Annotated in this window: 15 protein-coding genes and 1 pseudogene; 8 read left to right on the top strand and 8 right to left on the bottom strand. The window is 45.8% G+C overall.

Translation table 11 applies throughout. The features are described 5' to 3' along the window. The first annotated feature begins 152 nt into the window (after positions 1 to 152). Positions 153 to 1,589, top strand: coding sequence for a protein kinase domain-containing protein (locus tag RAHAQ2_RS08240; protein ID WP_015696783.1), 1,437 nt, complete (start codon positions 153 to 155; stop codon positions 1,587 to 1,589). 421 nt (positions 1,590 to 2,010) lie between these two features. Here RAHAQ2_RS08240 and RAHAQ2_RS08230 read toward each other — a convergent pair whose 3' ends face one another. The 4 genes from RAHAQ2_RS08230 to RAHAQ2_RS08215 all read right to left on the bottom strand — a co-directional run bounded on the left by RAHAQ2_RS08230 (position 2,011) and on the right by RAHAQ2_RS08215 (position 7,486). After that, positions 2,011 to 2,886 (bottom strand): hypothetical protein, encoded by an 876-nt coding sequence (locus RAHAQ2_RS08230; RefSeq protein WP_015696782.1) that lies wholly within the window; start codon positions 2,884 to 2,886, stop codon positions 2,011 to 2,013. A 278-nt stretch (positions 2,887 to 3,164) separates the two neighbouring features. Next, positions 3,165 to 3,662: a hypothetical protein gene (locus RAHAQ2_RS08225; RefSeq protein ID WP_015696781.1), complete on the bottom strand. Its 498-nt coding sequence runs from the start codon at positions 3,660 to 3,662 to the stop codon at positions 3,165 to 3,167. A gap of 291 nt (positions 3,663 to 3,953) precedes the next feature. Continuing rightward, a complete protein-coding gene (locus RAHAQ2_RS08220; protein ID WP_015696780.1) occupies positions 3,954 to 5,795 on the bottom strand; it encodes a retron Ec67 family RNA-directed DNA polymerase/endonuclease in 1,842 nt (613 codons plus the stop codon). Positions 5,796 to 6,541: 746 nt separating this feature from the next. After that, the gene (locus tag RAHAQ2_RS08215; RefSeq protein ID WP_015696779.1) at positions 6,542 to 7,486 is read right to left on the bottom strand and encodes an ArdC family protein; all 945 of its coding nucleotides are present in this window, start codon (positions 7,484 to 7,486) and stop codon (positions 6,542 to 6,544) included. Between the two features lie 287 nt (positions 7,487 to 7,773). On the opposite strand from RAHAQ2_RS08215, the gene RAHAQ2_RS26290 reads away from it, so the two are divergent. The 6 genes from RAHAQ2_RS26290 (at position 7,774) to RAHAQ2_RS25685 (ending at position 13,199) form a co-directional block, all read left to right on the top strand. Beyond that, entirely contained in the window at positions 7,774 to 8,061 is a 288-nt protein-coding gene (locus tag RAHAQ2_RS26290) for a JAB domain-containing protein (RefSeq protein WP_428829825.1), read from the top strand. A gap of 477 nt (positions 8,062 to 8,538) precedes the next feature. Continuing rightward, positions 8,539 to 9,534 carry a restriction endonuclease gene (locus RAHAQ2_RS08210; protein ID WP_015696778.1) on the top strand — a complete coding sequence of 332 codons (996 nt, stop codon included), beginning with the start codon at positions 8,539 to 8,541 and terminating at the stop codon, positions 9,532 to 9,534. Beyond that, positions 9,531 to 10,619, top strand: a complete 1,089-nt coding sequence (locus RAHAQ2_RS08205; protein ID WP_015696777.1) for an ABC-three component system protein — start codon at positions 9,531 to 9,533, stop codon at positions 10,617 to 10,619. Before RAHAQ2_RS08210 ends, RAHAQ2_RS08205 begins: the two co-directional genes overlap by 4 nt. Further along, positions 10,616 to 11,110 (top strand): ABC-three component system middle component 2, encoded by a 495-nt coding sequence (locus tag RAHAQ2_RS08200; RefSeq protein WP_032693520.1) that lies wholly within the window; start codon positions 10,616 to 10,618, stop codon positions 11,108 to 11,110. The genes RAHAQ2_RS08205 and RAHAQ2_RS08200 overlap by 4 nt, the downstream gene beginning before the upstream one ends. Beyond that, positions 11,107 to 12,987, top strand: coding sequence for an AAA family ATPase (locus RAHAQ2_RS08195; RefSeq protein WP_015696775.1), 1,881 nt, complete (start codon positions 11,107 to 11,109; stop codon positions 12,985 to 12,987). Before RAHAQ2_RS08200 ends, RAHAQ2_RS08195 begins: the two co-directional genes overlap by 4 nt. Positions 12,988 to 13,055: 68 nt before the next feature. Then, a complete protein-coding gene (locus RAHAQ2_RS25685; RefSeq protein ID WP_015696774.1) occupies positions 13,056 to 13,199 on the top strand; it encodes a hypothetical protein in 144 nt (47 codons plus the stop codon). Between the two features lie 158 nt (positions 13,200 to 13,357). On the opposite strand, the gene RAHAQ2_RS08190 is transcribed toward RAHAQ2_RS25685, so the two are convergent. Both RAHAQ2_RS08190 and RAHAQ2_RS25930 read right to left on the bottom strand, forming a co-directional pair. Next, on the bottom strand, positions 13,358 to 14,377 hold the full coding sequence (locus tag RAHAQ2_RS08190; protein WP_015696773.1) for a DUF4917 family protein: 1,020 nt from the start codon (positions 14,375 to 14,377) through the stop codon (positions 13,358 to 13,360). A 125-nt stretch (positions 14,378 to 14,502) separates the two neighbouring features. Then, positions 14,503 to 14,766: pseudogene (locus RAHAQ2_RS25930) on the bottom strand (IS630 family transposase); the annotation flags it as partial. Between the two features lie 110 nt (positions 14,767 to 14,876). On the opposite strand from RAHAQ2_RS25930, the gene RAHAQ2_RS26115 reads away from it, so the two are divergent. Next, a complete protein-coding gene (locus RAHAQ2_RS26115) occupies positions 14,877 to 14,999 on the top strand; it encodes an IS3 family transposase (protein WP_274378176.1) in 123 nt (40 codons plus the stop codon). Between the two features lie 358 nt (positions 15,000 to 15,357). Here the strand turns inward: RAHAQ2_RS26115 and RAHAQ2_RS08180 are convergent, their stop codons facing one another. Both RAHAQ2_RS08180 and RAHAQ2_RS08175 read right to left on the bottom strand, forming a co-directional pair. Further along, positions 15,358 to 16,377 carry an NADP-dependent oxidoreductase gene (locus tag RAHAQ2_RS08180; RefSeq protein ID WP_015696771.1) on the bottom strand — a complete coding sequence of 340 codons (1,020 nt, stop codon included), beginning with the start codon at positions 16,375 to 16,377 and terminating at the stop codon, positions 15,358 to 15,360. Beyond that, positions 16,374 to 16,784: a hypothetical protein gene (locus RAHAQ2_RS08175; protein WP_015696770.1), complete on the bottom strand. Its 411-nt coding sequence runs from the start codon at positions 16,782 to 16,784 to the stop codon at positions 16,374 to 16,376. Before RAHAQ2_RS08175 ends, RAHAQ2_RS08180 begins: the two co-directional genes overlap by 4 nt.

Here is a 16,784-nt window from a genome sequence, read left to right as displayed (position 1 = left end):
AAAGAGCCTACCTCAGGCTGGACGACAAAATCAAATGTAAAAATCAAAATTTATAACAAGTGTCAAAATTTCTTGAAAATATTCCTGATAGAATCAACTAATCTATAGACATATTAATTAATTGCCCTCACTGCAGATAAAGAGATTACAGGATGAATGACAAAATTTCATGCCCAATTGAAGGTTATAACATAACGGACTTTTTGGGAGACGGTGGGAACGGTGATGTGTATCTTGTAACGTCAGATGATGGCACGAAAAAACTCGCTTTAAAAATACTAAGGAACGTACAAGAATCAACTTATAATAGATTCAAAATAGAAGTTGATTTTTTGAAAAAAAATAAAATAGATGGGGTAATGCCTCTACTTAATTTTTACCTTCCAGAGAATGCAAAAAAAGAACAAGCTTGGTATCTTATGCCATTGGCTGAAACATTTAAAGAAAGGGTAAAGCAAAAAGATTCATTATCAATCATATCTGAATTCATTCCACTCACTCAAACTATTATAGAACTCCATGGCCAAAACATATCTCACCGGGATATAAAACCAGATAATCTTCTATATTTGAATGACAGGATGTTTTTAGCGGACTTTGGATTGGTAAAATATCCTGAAAGAATTGAATTAACACCCAATATGCGAGACGTTGGCGCAAAATTCACTATGGCCCCAGAAATGAGACGGATAGCAAATCGTGCTGATGGGCTCCCGGCAGACATTTATTCTCTGGCAAAATCAGTATGGATGTCTCTGACCAAAGACTATCTTGGTTTCGATGGTCAGTACAGCGCAAAATCTAATATCGGATTATCAAACTATATAAAAGAACTATATCTACCGCCCCTAGATGATCTATTAGTACGTGCAACAGATAACGATCCGCATCAGCGACCAACTGCTAGCGAGTTTAAGGCAGGACTTGAATATTGGATAGAGATTAATAATGATTTCATCCAACGGAATTTAACTGAGTGGTTTGAAATACAAAACCTACTATTCCCTTACAGTACACCTAACAGTGTAGAGTGGAAAAATAATGATGATATAATAAATATACTCAATTTAATTGCTGAAAGAGAGTCTCTAAATCACATGTTTTATCCCTCAGGTGGGGGGAACGATTTGATTCGTGTCGAGCCAGCCGCAGAAAAAGGATTTATCGCTCTTATAGCCTATGAACGATGCGCTGAAATTTTAATGCCCAAGAAACTTTCATTTGAATCATTTGGTCATGATCCCGAGTGGAATTATTTCCGTCTTGAATGTGAAACAATCGAACCAATAAAAATTTCGGGTCCCATTAATAATTCAACAATGGAAGAATACATGGTTGAAATTGCACCAGGGAATTACGTACCTCCAGATTGTTGGGAAATCTCTGAGTATCAAGGTAAACCTCTACCTGAAACTGCTAGAGTTGTCAGTAGGTATATTAAGGGCAGTTTTGTATTTTTCTGCAAGTCATCAACTTATAACAGAATAAGCCAAACGTATGAAGCTTGGCAGAATGTGGGTGAAGATGAATTCAGAAAGCTAATCGCAAAATTTGCTCAGCATGCTTCTAGCCGTAGACCTATCAAATAATATATCAACTGCGGTAGGGAACATTTAATACTTAATTGGTCACTACAGCAAAAAGAAAGAGTGTCATATAGCCTTAATTTTCAGATAAGCAGATATATTTCGGCTATTATTTTAGGGTGTTACACTTTTCCTGCAGCACACTAAAATATCTGCGTCTCTCGTTGGTAGAAAATAACATTATCGCATCAATGGACCTATAATAACTGCTAAGTGCCAGTTGCAGACATTGCTAACACTAACATAAGTTTGCTTTATTAAATGGGCAGAATATTAGATAGCTAAAACAAAAATGGGTGGAATGGTTTAATTCCCACCCCATTTTATTTCTGTGACGAGATAAATCCAGCTTCGTTAAATAAACTTTTAATGTAGATTAAATAACTTAATTTTTATCAGTTACAGTTAAATAAGCCAAGAAGGTTTAAATGAATTGATTAATAACCTCCTTGTTAGAATTACTTTTCAGTGGATTATATGTTATTAACTTTTCAGGATTGAGAACCCACATATCTCTCGGGCCATAATTAGTAAGCTTTCGGCCCGACAAATATATGTACGGTTCACTATCCATCCTATTCATCCAAAGAACACCAAATTTTTGACTTGATAAATGCTCATATATTTTTAGAACTTGTGGTGCGCCACCAATTGATGAGTTTTTGAATTCATAAGGATTTGCATTCACCTTATAGAGCATGTCACGAATAACCTCGAATGGTTCCCATTCAAATTTAACAGGTTTTTTTATCCCTTTCACTAAATTATCCAGTTTTCCTCTTGACTGTAATTTATCTCGAAGCATGGTGTTAGCTTCAGTTACATGCTCTTCATCACCAGTAAATACAACTGGAGAACCATATATTTCACGCGCAGGATCGGCACGAAAAGAGTTGGTACTTCTTTGGTAGGTGATGTGCCAAATCATGAATTTTTTTCTGATCCATGAATACCCTCCAAAAATGAATTTCGCATCAGGTATATCCATATCACCTACGGCATCGTGAATTTGCTCTCTCAATCTTTCAAAAATTTTAAGAATATGGGTTTTGAGTTCCTTAATATCTTGAGCGCGTGAGGAGCAACGATCATAGATATCAATTGCTGATGCCACTTGATGCATCAAAGGATATGCCCAACTAGTATCACCCGCGAAACATATAAAAGCATCTGAACGGGGCAGTGTTATTATCTTCTGCCCACAGTCCATTTTCATGCCCCCATTTAACCTACTATCTGATACTACAATCAATTCTTTGCAATTTTTTAAAGTTCTTACCCAAGCTGCAGCTATAGTCATCTCAAGTTCCTTAATTAATTTTTCGGCCTACACTAGCTGTTAAATATACCACAATAAATTGAAGGTCCACTCTTCGCTCATCGTGGACATTATGTCCATCTATACATCCGCTTCGTGCCAGAAGCAGACATTCATAGCACACAGTCTTGTTAACAACTAGAAATAAGCTTAGGGATAATTGTATATCTATTAATTATACAATTATTAAAATAAATGAGACATTTTCGGCATACTGGAAACAGTAATCAAAAAAGCGCAAGTCAATTATTTTTCATTAATTAACTTTTAAACCATAAGTCATCTCGATTGAGCAGACTAATTTTCGTTGCATCTTTTGATGCTAGAGTCGTACACTCTCCTTTATCAAACTCATCTAGACTCACAAATGTGAATTCATCACCATTTTTTTCTTTCGGAAACACCATGAAGACTACTTCGAAAGTACAATCACTATAAGCGTTTTTTAAGAATTGCTGAAGTGCTCGATACTTTCCTATTTCACAATCAGTAAGTGTAAAGGAGGTACACCCATCTGTTGAGTGATACTTCGCATCTAAAATAATATAAGAGGAATCGTCAGCCTCAATAATAAAATCGGGGCGTTTCCCCCCATATGATTTCAAGTTTGCAGATAAGGCATTTGTTCCTTGCTCAACACATTCAAATTTCCAGTTGGATTTTTCCAGCCATTTACTAGCATAGTTCTCACCATCTTGACCTGCTGTTATAGAGTATTGTTTCCTTAACGCGCGGCGCATTTCGTCTAAATCTAACATAAATTCCATCTTCCTTTTTTAGTTTAATTACAAATATCGGCAGCACTTAATAATTCTTTAAATATAAATTTTCAGGATCATGCCGATTATATCTGCAAGCATTACTATCAAGCATATCCGAGACTTCTGCAATTCACTCAAAACGGCCCCCATCACCACCGTCCCCGTCTGCTCCGTGCCAAAATCGGACTGATACTTTCCTGTTCGACCGCATTCGGTAAAACCCGCAGTTTACCGGCAATCAAAACCTTACCAGTACCTAGATTTGATATCTACCTGCTATAAGCGAGATCACTTTATTGAATTATAGTGATCTATCACTTTTTCTATGCGTTCTAAAAGATGAGTAAACCGTGAAAAATCAATAATACCTTTCTGCGCCTTAACAATATGCGTCGCAAATGCTTCTTTACTTAGGTCATTAACTTTGTCACGGTCGGCGATCGTATTAAAACTCTTTCCTTTATGTTCCCTGAGCCGATCAGCATCACTAAAGAAATACTCAATATCAGTCTCAGAGCTTCCCGCTCCCTGAGGTGTGAGCACCAGATAAAGATTGCAAAAAATATGAACAAATTCAGACTGACGGATGTCGGCCACACCTACACCCGCCGGTAAAATATCAATGCCCTTAACTCTTTTAACTTCATTAATCAGGTTATTAGGCCCGGAGTCATTATCCACGAATATAATTACTGGGTGCGATGGTTTAGGTGCTTTATAAGCATTAAACAATTCTTTGTAATTGGCTACAAAATCCCTCAGATAATCACCACCACCAAAAAGCTCTAATAAGTATCGGGTTCGCTCATTATATTTGAAAAACTGAGTCAAAGTCTTATAAGGCTCTGTGGCACTTTTCCCAGTTGCCAGTTTAGGGAATTGGACTGCGAGCTTCCATATTGCTGACTTTAAATAAATATTATCAGTCTGACCTTCAGTAAGAATCGTAGGTTTGGTGTTACCATAGAACCAGCGATAAAAAAGAAACTTACTAAATGTTGTCTCTCTGGACGTATGTAAATAACGCCTTCTTGAAGGGTTACTTTTTCTGATGGCGTCTTTTTTTAAATGATACTTAGGATTTAACTTTTCGCCCTGACGAAGCCGGTTATAATGATCAACCTGGTCAATGAAAGTCAGTTTCCCTTCGAGCCTATGAATGTTGCCAGCCACCTCAGCGCCATTTATCGTCTCTTTAAACTCGCCCGTGTTAAACAGATGATTGCACTGAGCGCGCACAAGCCGCCAGTATTCTTTTTTAGTATTTGGTTTTTTATTTACAACTAACCCCGTAACTTCCTGCCGGGAGTCTTTGTATTGATCCCTCGTTTTAGATTCATTAATCGAAAATCCTGAACGAGCAATCTCTCTTCTGATGACCTTCCCTGCAACAAAAGTATTATTATCTGATTTCGCTACAGAAGAGGGTAAACTTTCCTTCCTGGTTGAAAAAGTTATATCGTCTGCATATCTCGTATACGTACATGAATGTTTTGCGGCGACCGCCGCTAATTTAATATCTAAAGCATGAGTGATTAAATTAGAAATGACGGGTGAGCACGGACTTCCCTGAGGCAGTTCGTTATTATAACAGGCTATTTTTGCAATCACCGTGGCTATTTCTGGTTCAAGCAAAAAGTTTCCATTTTTAATGAAAAAACCTCTCACCCTTCCGAAATTAAAACTACCGAAGAAGTTTTCTAAATCAATATTGAAGACGTGCTTTTTCCCTAAATGCATCATTGCATTGGTAATAATTGAACGTTTTCTTTCAAATCCATGCGAAAGCGAGGGCTGTTTTATTTCTGAGCCAGAGCACTTCACTTTTAAAAAAAGAGAGTTTTTTGCTTTTTGCCTCGTTATCTCTGAATCGGGGAACTTCAGAAAGATAATTTCATCCAGGCAGTCAAGTAATAAATCCGAAAGGGAAGATTGCAGGTTTTTTAGCATTCCTGAGGGAGCGCTGATAATTCTTTTACCCCCTTTTCTCTTGGGGATCTCGAATTGTACGTATTGATTTTCAGGCTTAACGATATATAAGCAATGCGTTAATGCAGAAGGTTTTACGCCTAAAATCCTTGCTAAATCCGGCTTTGTCTTTGCCGATTTTAATAATAAAAGTCTATTCACTATACGTCACCATTTAAAAAGGTTTATGGGCACTCTTACGCAAACTTGACAAGAACCTAAGAAGCGCCAGGACAATGAGTTCCTGAAAGGGCAATCCTACCGGACATTTTTTTCACTAATCGCGAAACGCGACCCAAAATCTGCCCATAAACCATCTTCAATATATCAAAAATCGTGCGGCTTGCAATTTCTCTGTTCCTGCCCGACTGACATTTTGTGATTTCAGCAGCATCCGCTGCTTGTACAGAGGGACGTTGTTCACATTTCACGGCCTGACCGCCCCTGATGTTTTTTCTTTCCTTTCGGTAAAACGCCAACTCTATCGAATCGCCCTGCTGCAGCGCTGAACGCTACATATTGTGCCTCTCTCAGTGAGGAGACATACCAGATATAGGGGACTGGCGGTCAGCACCGGGCAAGAACGCACCGGTTTGCCTGCTGCGCCATTCGGTAAAACTCCGGCAGCGGAGGCTTTAACCGAGTACGATTTACCGCCAGCGGAGCTTTTCACCTTGTTTTTTACAGACTTCACAAGGGTTAGGTGGAGTTAGAAAATGTAATTGCTGACAATAATCAAATGTCCGCTTTTCGCTCATTGCCGATTGTCAGGTTGAATCATGTTCTAGCAGCGAACACTGCCAGATCAAGTTTAAGCCAATACATCTATAGGGGTGAGCGGGCTCTTTGCTGCCTACACACGTTAAAGGTTAAAGTCACATTCTTTTGTAGCTTCTTCTCCCCTGCCCTCAGGCTTTATCCATCAAATAACGATGCGCTTTGGATGCCGCACTGGCAGCTTTAAAAATATAGCGTTTATCGTTTTTCAGTGCTTTCAGCCAGGAAGCGATATAGCTTTCATGCTGAACCTCTCCGACAACCCCCAAATCCGCCATCAGGAACGCGCTTCCCAACTCGGCGATCAGCTCCTCAAAAGCATAACTCTCACTGCCAAACTTCCCTTTCATTTCACGGTTCAGCCGGCTTTTTGCCCCACACCAGTGAATTAACTCATGCAGGCCCGTAGCGTAGAAATTGGCAGCATCGCTAAAAAGACGACGTTCCGGTAAATGGATTTCGTCGGTTGATGGTGCAAAAAAGGCATTCTGTCCCTTCTCAATGATGGTTGCACCACTGTAAAGGAAAAGCGCCTCCGCAGGCGGCAACGGCTCAAAAGTCCCTGCTGGGAAAACGGCTTCGTCCCTCATAGGCAAACCATCAATTTGCTCAACATTAAATACGGTGAACGTCTTCAGCATCGGTATATAGTCAGTTTCTCCGTCGTCATTTTCCTTTTCCAGCGTGGTATAGAAAATGGCGGTAGTGCCGTGTTCTCCCTTGCGTACCTGCCCGCCCTCCGCTTTTGCCTGTTTGTAGGTCATCCAGCGTGAATCATTGAACCCCTGTTCTGACGCACTGCTCCACAACAACATGATATTCATCCCGCTGTATGCAGCGCCAGTCGCATAATTTGAAGGTAATCCTGACATGCCCGGTACGCGCTGCCACGGGCATGACCACGGCTTAACACCGGCTTCCAGTGCCGTAATTATACTGTAAGTAACTGCCTGATAAATATCGGTACTATTTTTAGAAAATTTCGTTTTTGAGGAGCCTGACTGCTCCAGCGGGGATACGCTGGTCGCCGCTGAGGTGTTAGGGGCGCCAGTCTGGGTATGCAGGGATATCGTCATGGTTTTTTCTCCGTCAGTGGTGTGATTTTCGTCTTCGTATCGCCTGACGGTTCGCTTTCCCGGCATCGTTCCAGCCTGCAAGGGCGCAGAATGCGTGCTATTTACCCTTGCGGGATGGGTTGTACTGGGAAACGATTAAACGGAAGCAGATATGAAGAACGAAAAACGCACTGGAGAAATAACTAGCCCATGCATAGCCGGGCTTAGCGCCCCTTGGTTCGCAGCGGTGAAATGGTTTGGGGGTTTGGGGGGGTGGGGGGTTGGGATTGGGGTTTAACGCTGCAGCGGTGATATTTGCACATAACCATCCGAGTGGTATCCCTGAGCCAAGTCATGTTGACAAGGCGATTAGGGTGCGGATTAAAAAAGGATTGGCAATGGTTGACGTGCGTGCATTGGATCACTTTACTTCGGCGGTGAGCCCACGGTGTCCTTCGTCGAACGGGAGTTGTTTTGATCGCAGGGAGCTTCGGCCCCCTTTTTTCTGTGATCTATGTCGAGTTCTCCGTGGCAGCATGTTCCTTACGCTTTGGAGTACCTACTGTATGCGCGCGCTGCTCGCTTTTTGTATATGATTAAACTCAATTTATGTACGATTGACGTACATCCTCAAAACGCTTACCGTTGGGGTAATAGCCTGTCCATTTTGTGGCGTAATATGATCGCAGCAGCCCGTCACCCAGGTGAAGTTCTCACCCAATGGCATGAGGCTGGTGGTGTGTTACCGACTGAGCTAGCGCGCCAGCTTGGCGTCCCAGCCAATGGTTCACCCAGATCATCAACGGCAAACGTAGTATTACCAGCGACTCAGCACTACAGCTTGCTCATTGGTTCAGCGATTACTCGCAGTTCTGGATGCACTTGTAGGCACTGTACGATTTGGACCTTGTCGAAGCTGAATCACGAATGGTTATCAGATCGCTCCCTACTGGCCCAACTGTTTACTGTTATAAGATTAACAAGCATATAAAGCCTGAATAGGGAAGCTTTATGACGGAAGGGAACAAATCCTTTGCTTACATTGATGAGTGTATTTGGAGGGGAAGTAGCGCATGACTAATGCACCCTCAGACATCATATTCCACTATCCACCGGAGCTGTTCAACCTCCTGGTGGATGTTTTGCCGTTGCTCAATCGCTCTAAGCAGGATGTGCTGGTTTTCTTCCGGGGCGCAGGAGTACCTGACAACATAACTTCTGACATTGCAGTTCACTTGAGGGCTGCACCAAAGGATGTCAACAAGTACCAGATGGTTCGCACGGTGCTTGAACGCCTCAACACGAAGGGGGAACACGCTCTCCGTGAACGGCGCGAGGTGCTGCGGCGCGTGGTGGACTTTGCGAACTTTGATTCGTGCTGGCCCGCTGACCAACTTAAAGCCAAGGGTCTTGTCGCCAGTATCCGCGAAGTCGTCAACCAAAAAGACGCTTTCATGCGCATGAACAATGCCCGCGAAGAAGAACGGCAAACCCGCCTCGCTGAGTCACAGCGGATCGCAGCAGAAAACCGTGATCTCTGTTACAGAATCGAGAATGCCAAGAAGGGTTTATATACATTGTTTAGCACTACTGCGACTGCACAGGAACGCGGAAAATTGCTGGAGACGGCTCTCAACAATCTTTTTCAAGCCTATGGTGTTGTCATTCGTAAATCCTTTCATTTGGTTGGTGAGGCTGGTGGAGGGATCGTCGAGCAGATTGATGGGATCATTGAACTCGGTGGTGTTCTGTATTTCGTTGAAATGAAGTGGTATCGCAATCCTGTGGGTAAGCCTGAGATTTCAGAGCATCTTGTTCGCCTCATGTCTCATGCCGAGGTTCGAGGCATCTTCATTTCTGCCAGTGACTACACAGAACCTGCCATTCATACGGTACGTGAATTTCTGCAACACAAAGTTTTAGTCCTCTCGACGCTTCATGAGATCGTCCGTCTGCTTGAGCAGCAAGACGACCTTTCGGAGTTCTTCACAAAGAAAGTCCAGGCTGCGCAGATACACAAAAACCCGTACTTCTGCCCACTCGATAACCAAGGACAAGGTGCTTTATGACGGCGAGTTGGATGGACATCAATAAGCCGCCGAGCCCAGCAAGCGCTGTTACGGCAGCTCAGGTGGCGAACGGCCCCATTATGCCGCCGCAGCAAAGGCTACTGACCTACTCGCCAGACGAGTGGGAGGGATTCGTCGAGGAATGGGCTTATTACTGCCTCGCGACGAAGTATGAACACGTCCTGCGTTTCTCTGGTGCTGGCGATATGGGTATTGATGTCGCCGGGTTCGTTGGCGATGAACGCCTTCAGGGTGTATGGGACAACTTCCAATGCAAGCACTACGGCAATGCCATCAGGCCTAGTGATGTTTGGGTTGAGTTCGGCAAGATCATCTGGTACTCGTACAAAGGTGAATACACGGTCCCTCGTCGCTACTATTTTGTTTCGCCTCGAGGTGCTGGTACGTCGCTTAGCCGCCTATTTTCAAATGGCACGAAGTTGCGTGAGGAATTGTTAGCTAACTGGGATAAGCATGTGAAAGATGCGATCACTAGCACACAAGAAGTGTTGCTCGATGCAAAGCTCCGTGCCTATGTAGACTCATTCGATTTTACCATCTTCGATGCCAAGACTGCGCTTCAGCTTGTTGACGATCACAGAGCCACGCCGGTTCACACAGCGCGCTTTGGTGGTGGACTACCAACGCGGCCTGCATCTGAAATGCCGCCCCAAGAAGTTGCCGTCACCGAGAGTCGCTATGTGACGCAGTTGTTCGGCGCATACAGCGAGCACACAGGAACAATAGTGACTGACCCTTCGGCCTTGTCCGTGACGAAACTCAAGGATCATTTCCGCCGCCAGCGCGAGGCGTTCTATGAGGCTGAGTCACTGCGCGTCTTCGCACGTGATAGTGTCCCGCCAGGCACGTTCGAAGCTTTGCTGGATGACATTCATGATGGCGTTATTGATACACAAGACGGGAACCATGCTGACGGCTACGAAAAGGTCTGCGCTGTCACCAAGGCTGCCCGCGACATGCAGATTACGGCAAACGCCCTCATCATTTGTACGAACCCCAAGGATAGAGACGGAATCTGCCACCAACTTGTGAATGAGGAGCGCCTTCGGTGGACACGATCATGAGCCAAGAACATAAGCCAATTACCTTCAATAGCCCACTTGAGGCTGGTATCCGTGCAGTCTCGATACTGGGTGCTGCCTATCCGCAAACCTACGACCTCCAGCGGCTTGTGGCCCTTGACTACCTTCTTGTTCATACAGGCGATATTGATGGACCAGACAATTTGCACCCACCGACGCCTATGCGGTCTGCTGAATTGCTCGTGCGCCGCAAGTTGGTTGAGCAATCACTGCTTCTGATGATGACCCGTGACCTCGTGGAGCGCGAAGTCACATCCGAGGGAATCAAGTACGGCGCGGGCGAAAATGCTGCAACGTTCCTGTCATCAGTATCTTCCAACTATTTGCTATCCCTGAAGGATCGCGCTGTATGGCTTGTCGAAACCATTGGTGATCTGACGGATGAACAGTTCAAAGGCATGATGCGTCGTTTCTTCGATAAATGGGTCGAACAGTTTCAGAGCATTGAGCAAAGCTTGGGAGGTGAGGTATGACGGCAGTAACTCCCGGCTTACGCTTGCGCTTTCTCGGTTTTTTTGGGCCACAAAAGCCATCCGCAACAGTGACCTTCGGTGCTGGCCTCAATGTCATTTACGGCGCATCGAACACTGGAAAATCTTTCATTGTCGAAACCATCGACTTCATGCTCGGTGGAAAGCCGCCTCTGCGCGATATCCCTGAGCGCGTTGGCTACGACCTTGTTCTATTGGGGCTTGAAACCCTGGATGGGAAGTCATTTACACTCTGGCGCAGCATAGATGGTGGTGGTTTTCGGCTCTATGAAGACTTGCACCAGGCGCCACCAACAAACGAAATTACGTATACGCAGCTTGACGAAAAACACAGCGATAAGAACAACACGAACCTTTCATCATTCTTGCTGGATCTATGTGGCCTTGGTGGCAAGCGTGTTCGCAAAAATTCCCGGAACGAAACCATCAGTTTAAGCTTTCGCAACATTGCGCGTTTGATGATCGTCGATGAGACGGAGATCACACAACAAAGCTCACCGCTCATTGATGGCAATCCCACCGCTAACACGCCGAACTTGGCCACATTCAAGTTACTTCTAACCGGAGCAGACGACTCCGCATTGGTCGCCACCAGTAATAAAAGTGAGCCAGAAGAGTTATCGCGCGAGGCACAATTGCGTCTTCTCGATCAGCTTCTTGACGACTATCGTGACCGGCTCAAGGAGTTGACAAAGAGTCCGAAGGAACTGGAGGAGCAGCTAGAGAAGATCGACAACTCACTTCGTCAACAGGCGGCCCAGGTAAACACCACCGAAGATGAATTTCAGGAGGCTGCTGGGAAGCGGCGAGAATTGCGCAAGAAACTGGAAGAAAGCCGAGAGCGACGTGCAGAGGTGAGTGCGATGCTTGAGCGGTTCAGGTTGCTTGACAGACACTACTGGTCCGATATTGAAAGGCTACGTGCCATTGAAGAAGGCGGGACGCTGTTTAGCGTACTGGGTGCCGGGCATTGTCCTCTTTGTGGAGCTGACCCCGATCATCATCGCGCCGATACTGGGTGTGATGGAGATACTGATGTCGTCGTTCAGGCTGCACGAGTGGAGATTGCCAAGATCGAAGTTTTGCGCACGGAACTTGTAGATACCGTCCAAACCCTTGAGCGCGAAGGTGCCAGCCTTGATCGCAGAATGCCTACTGTTGTTCGAGAACTGGAGTCAATTTCAGGGTCAGTTGAAGAATTGCTCGCACCTAAGCTCTCGACCCTTCGCAAGTCCTATTCAGGCTTTGCCGACAAGCGGGCCGAGGTGCGCGAAGCGCTGGCACTCTACGCCACTGTGCAAGACATGGAGCGCCGTCGCGCTGATCTTGAAAAGGGCACTGAAGACGGGAAGGCTGGGGGGGTTGCTAATGCAGATCTCTCAACCACTGTGGCCCATAGTTTTGCTAAGACTGTTGAAGGCATACTGACTGGTTGGCACTTCCCAGAGGCTGGGGATGTGTACTTCGATTCCAAGACTCGGGACCTTGTCATTGCCGGAAAGTCGCGTAGTGCTTTTGGTAAGGGCCTTCGCGCCATTACGCATGCAGCTTTCACCCTCGGGCTGCTTGCTTTCTGCCGTGCACGCCACACACCACATACGGGATTCGTTGTGCTCGATTCTCCATTGCTGGCATACAGAGAGCCTGATGGAACGGAATATGATTTGACCGGTACTGACCTTAAAGATCAATTTTACGCGTACCTTGAAGCTCTGCCTGAGGACACCCAAGTCATCGTTGTTGAGAACACCGACCCGCCTGATGCAATCATGAAACGTGAGCAGTCTCTTATGTTTGGCAAGAACCCGCATCATGGCCGTTACGGTCTGTTCCCTTTTATAGCGGACCCTGAACAATAAATGAGCATGGAATCACCCGATTGACGAAGTTCAAGAAGGGCGATATTGCCAGTTAGGCCGAACTGCTGATGAAAGGAATAGGCTGGCTCTCTGCCATCTTCCGAGCCGAAAACCAGCAGCAGGATGTGGTGGAAGATTCACAACTCAAGGAATCGGAGAATGACACCGCCGTAGCAGGTGAACAGCCGCAGGCTGAAACGATTGCCGCGTAACGGTTAGCACAGCAGCCCCGGCCCCAGGTCAGTTTGTCCTTGGGTCGGCTTTTCAAAAAACCAGTCGCGGTTGTGATCCGCCGCGACCGGTTTCAAAAGTCAAAGCAAAATCTCCGTCGCAGCAATCGCTCAGGTAACGACGTTAACCCGCGAGTTGGCTAAACTCTGGGTATAACTGGCGGCATCGGGTGAATCCAGCATCCAGGACTTTCACTATCAAAAAAATCCACAGGGACGGGCCCTAAGTCGTCCTGAATAACTTGGTACGCATAGTTGCAATAGACCTGACTACCACGATAGACGGAAACCGCTACACGTTGGATGCCGGTTCCGCGCATCCGCTTCAGAATATGTCGATCGTGCTCCCCAAGTCCCCAACCAAGTAGCGTTAAAGTGGATCGTCGCGACGTTAGCACCTCCCGGTACACGGTAGACAGATAGTAGCTATTCTGGATAGACGATACTTTCTGCTGCATCGTTCCTTCGCTGACAAATAACGGCACGACTTGCTCGCTGCGCCATTGTTCAAGGATTGCCTCTAGCAAGCCTTCTCCCGCGTTGTGAATCTTGAACTCCTGCTCCACAACATTTCTGCACAGAGCCAAGCTCCCATGCGGGTAGAAGACCAAAGTGTTAGTCCGCTCGAATAAAGGATCACGAAATCTCCACCAGGCATCGTCGAACATTCTGTTCCCACGGAAGCAGTCCTTGAATAAATGGCCATCTCTGATGTCTAAGCCATAGGTCATTGTCCAGTAGACCAACAAGTCATAATTCAATGATAAAACCGTATCGAACCGTTTGAGGAACTGGTACATATTAGGCAATTGATCGCTAACTTGCTCATATTCAGGGTGTACATCACGAACGGCCTGAATCAAACACTCTCTAACTCTCAGGTAGGCTTGGTGTGTGCGATTGTCTGGAATTTGAAGTGATCTATTGACGTTTGACGCCTGCCAAACCAGCCGAAGAATCAGCTCGAAATCGGATGTTCTGAAAAATTGAAAGAGTTGATTCACATCATCTGTGAGCAAACCTGCCCGGAGGGCGTAAGCCAGTAAAGAACCATAGTCAAGATCCGGTGAAACAGCAATGCTTGCACCATTACCCAACAATATCGTATCCCGATGATAGTGAGGTGCAATTTGCATCCAAGGCACAATGGGGTATGGCATATCTTATTCCTCTCTTTTTCCTTGCCGTTTATTATGAAATAGCTGTGATGAACCATTTTCCACTATTTCTTAAGGATAATCTTTTTGGTGGAGTTTAGGGCCTTTCTGTGCGTATCGGCGCGATGGACTCGTCCCGTATCCCAATGCAGCTTACCCGCCAGATAATACTTTTGGTTCTGTCCCGTTGTCGTAATACACTTCTATTGCCCTTTGAGCATCCAGTCCGCGCCAATTTTCGGATTCAGATCGATATCGAATTCATCCTGACAAAATACTGGATGGTCCGTCTGCTTCTGGGCGACAGCCTGTTCGATGGAGAGTCGCTTTTCCTCTGAATGAGGGTCTAACATTTTCAGTGTTAGCGAAGCTCTGCGCCAGACAATACCTGCCCGTCTCTGATATCAATGCAATGTAGCTGGATGCAGTGACACGCCAAAGAGTCGGTTATCTACCTCAAAACCCATAACGTAATGGGCTGGTCAATAAAACCGACGCTTTCATGAGAGCTGGCGCTGTATGCGTTGATATCCTCGATTACATTGAAGTCTTCTTCAACTGGATCCGGCACCACAGCCATCTCAGCGGTGTCAGCCCCGAGGCCTTCGAACAGGTCTCGTTGTAAGGGCAGGAAGTGTCTAATGTCTTGGGGTCAGTCCAGCATATGCAGAGCGTGGAGCTCAAACCAGATTTATGTAACCCGCAACTATTAGTGGTCATTCTGGGGGTCTTGACAGAAAGGGAATTCAGGTTTAGCTTACTTATTAGCCAGTTACTGGCAAAGGCGATCCCAGTCAGAGGAGCCAAATTAGAAAAGCCCGCTTAAGGAAACTTAAGCGGGCTTTTTGCTTTTTAGCGTCAGGCAACTGCGGTTGGGGAGAAATCTGGGGGTCTGATTGGGGGTCATATGCAGTTCGATGAGGATGTGGCCACCTTATGTTTCCTGATGACAAGAAATCCGCCAATGTAAACCTCAGTGGTTATCACTCCTGCATCTTCACGACCACTTTCCCCTTCGCATGTCCCTGACTCAGGTAGCTAAGAGCCGCCTTTGTTTCTGCAAAAGGGAATACCTTGTCGATCACAGGTTTGATTTGTTCAGCCTCAATGAGTTTGCCGATTTGGGTAAGCTGATCGCCGTCAGGACGAACAAAAAGAAATGAATAGGTCAGCCCCCGTTTTTTCGTAAGACGCATAATCTTGCGGCTCATCAGCCCGAAGACAACACGCAACAAGAAGTTTAATCCCCGCGTCCGGGCGAACGCAGCATCTAACGGGCCGATGAGAGAAACAATTTTTCCACCCGGCTTAAGAATTTGGGTAGACTTTTCAATGGCGTCGCCTCTGGTCGTACCGAGAACCATATCGTAGCCACTCAGCACGTTTTCAAATTTTTGCTTTTTATAATCAATCACTTCATCTGCGCCAAGAAGACTCACCCATTGAGCATTGCCTGTACTGGTTGTTGTTCCCACTTTGGCACCAAGGTGCTTCGCCAGCTGGATGGCAAAGCTGCCAATCCCCCCGGAACCTGCCGGGATGAAAACCTTTTGACCAGGCTGCAACCTGGCCCGCTCTGTCAGCGCCTGCCAGGACGTGAGGCTCACCATCGGCAACGAAGCCGCCTGCACAAAATCCAGATTTGCAGGTTTCATGGCCGCAGCGCTTTCAGGCACCAAAGCAAATTCGGCCAGGGAACCCGTTCCCGTGTCGAAAATACTGGCAAAGATTTCGTCACCTGGTTTGAAACGTGTCACACGACTCCCCGCTGCGATGACCACCCCGGACAAGTCGCTGCCCAATGTGGCGGGGAGCTTAAAATGCAAAACCGGCTTAAATATCCCGGTCGGAATAATGTTATCAATCGGGTTCAGACCCACCGCGTAAACTTTAACCAGGATTTCATCAGCATTGGGTGAAGGGTAATCTACGTCATCAAATCCCAGCTCAGGGGATTTACCATAGCGTTTAAACGTAAATGCTTTCATCGTCTTAGTCTTCATTTATTGTTTACTCTGTCGCGTTTGTCAGTGAAATTTTTCTTAACCGCCCTGTTGCTGAGTAAAAAGGCAATCCCCAGGAATAGCTCAATAAACACGGCAAAAAGGATCTGCCCGTTGACGTGTCCTTCGCGCCATTCAACGATGCCCAGTATGGCCAATATAAGAGATATCGTGCTGATACCGGCGGCCAGAGCATATCGGGTCTGTGAAGGCTCTGCATTTCTGGCGAATACACACATCACCCCCATTCCCGCAAAAAATGCCGCACTGCGACGACTGATCACGCTGGTACCCGGCGTCGGGTCAATTCCCCATTGTGTTAAGAGCTGTTCCGGGAAAAACATCCATACCGTGGCCAGAATAAAAAACAACACAGCGGTCAGAATAGCCAGTTGAGAAAATTTCAT

The sequence above is a fragment of the Rahnella aquatilis CIP 78.65 = ATCC 33071 genome (genome assembly GCF_000241955.1).
GTDB lineage: Bacteria > Pseudomonadota > Gammaproteobacteria > Enterobacterales > Enterobacteriaceae > Rahnella > Rahnella aquatilis.
The sequence above is the reverse complement of the archived record's forward strand: the minus strand, read 5'-3'. Positions and strand labels throughout refer to the sequence as shown.

Excerpts from the sequence above, each read along its gene's own strand:
- RAHAQ2_RS08240 (WP_015696783.1), top strand. The coding sequence starts at position 153 with ATGAATGACAAAATTTCATGCCCAATTGAAGGTTATAACATAACGGAC.
- RAHAQ2_RS08230 (WP_015696782.1), bottom strand. The coding sequence starts at position 2,886 with ATGACTATAGCTGCAGCTTGGGTAAGAACTTTAAAAAATTGCAAAGAA.
- RAHAQ2_RS08225 (WP_015696781.1), bottom strand. The coding sequence starts at position 3,662 with ATGTTAGATTTAGACGAAATGCGCCGCGCGTTAAGGAAACAATACTCT.
- RAHAQ2_RS08215 (WP_015696779.1), bottom strand. The coding sequence starts at position 7,486 with ATGACGATATCCCTGCATACCCAGACTGGCGCCCCTAACACCTCAGCG.
- RAHAQ2_RS08210 (WP_015696778.1), top strand. The coding sequence starts at position 8,539 with ATGACTAATGCACCCTCAGACATCATATTCCACTATCCACCGGAGCTG.
- RAHAQ2_RS08205 (WP_015696777.1), top strand. The coding sequence starts at position 9,531 with ATGACGGCGAGTTGGATGGACATCAATAAGCCGCCGAGCCCAGCAAGC.
- RAHAQ2_RS08200 (WP_032693520.1), top strand. The coding sequence starts at position 10,616 with ATGAGCCAAGAACATAAGCCAATTACCTTCAATAGCCCACTTGAGGCT.
- RAHAQ2_RS08195 (WP_015696775.1), top strand. The coding sequence starts at position 11,107 with ATGACGGCAGTAACTCCCGGCTTACGCTTGCGCTTTCTCGGTTTTTTT.
- RAHAQ2_RS25685 (WP_015696774.1), top strand. The coding sequence starts at position 13,056 with ATGAAAGGAATAGGCTGGCTCTCTGCCATCTTCCGAGCCGAAAACCAG.
- RAHAQ2_RS08190 (WP_015696773.1), bottom strand. The coding sequence starts at position 14,377 with ATGCCATACCCCATTGTGCCTTGGATGCAAATTGCACCTCACTATCAT.
- RAHAQ2_RS26115 (WP_274378176.1), top strand. The coding sequence starts at position 14,877 with ATGAGAGCTGGCGCTGTATGCGTTGATATCCTCGATTACATTGAAGTC.
- RAHAQ2_RS08180 (WP_015696771.1), bottom strand. The coding sequence starts at position 16,377 with ATGAAGACTAAGACGATGAAAGCATTTACGTTTAAACGCTATGGTAAA.
- RAHAQ2_RS08175 (WP_015696770.1), bottom strand. The coding sequence starts at position 16,784 with ATGAAATTTTCTCAACTGGCTATTCTGACCGCTGTGTTGTTTTTTATT.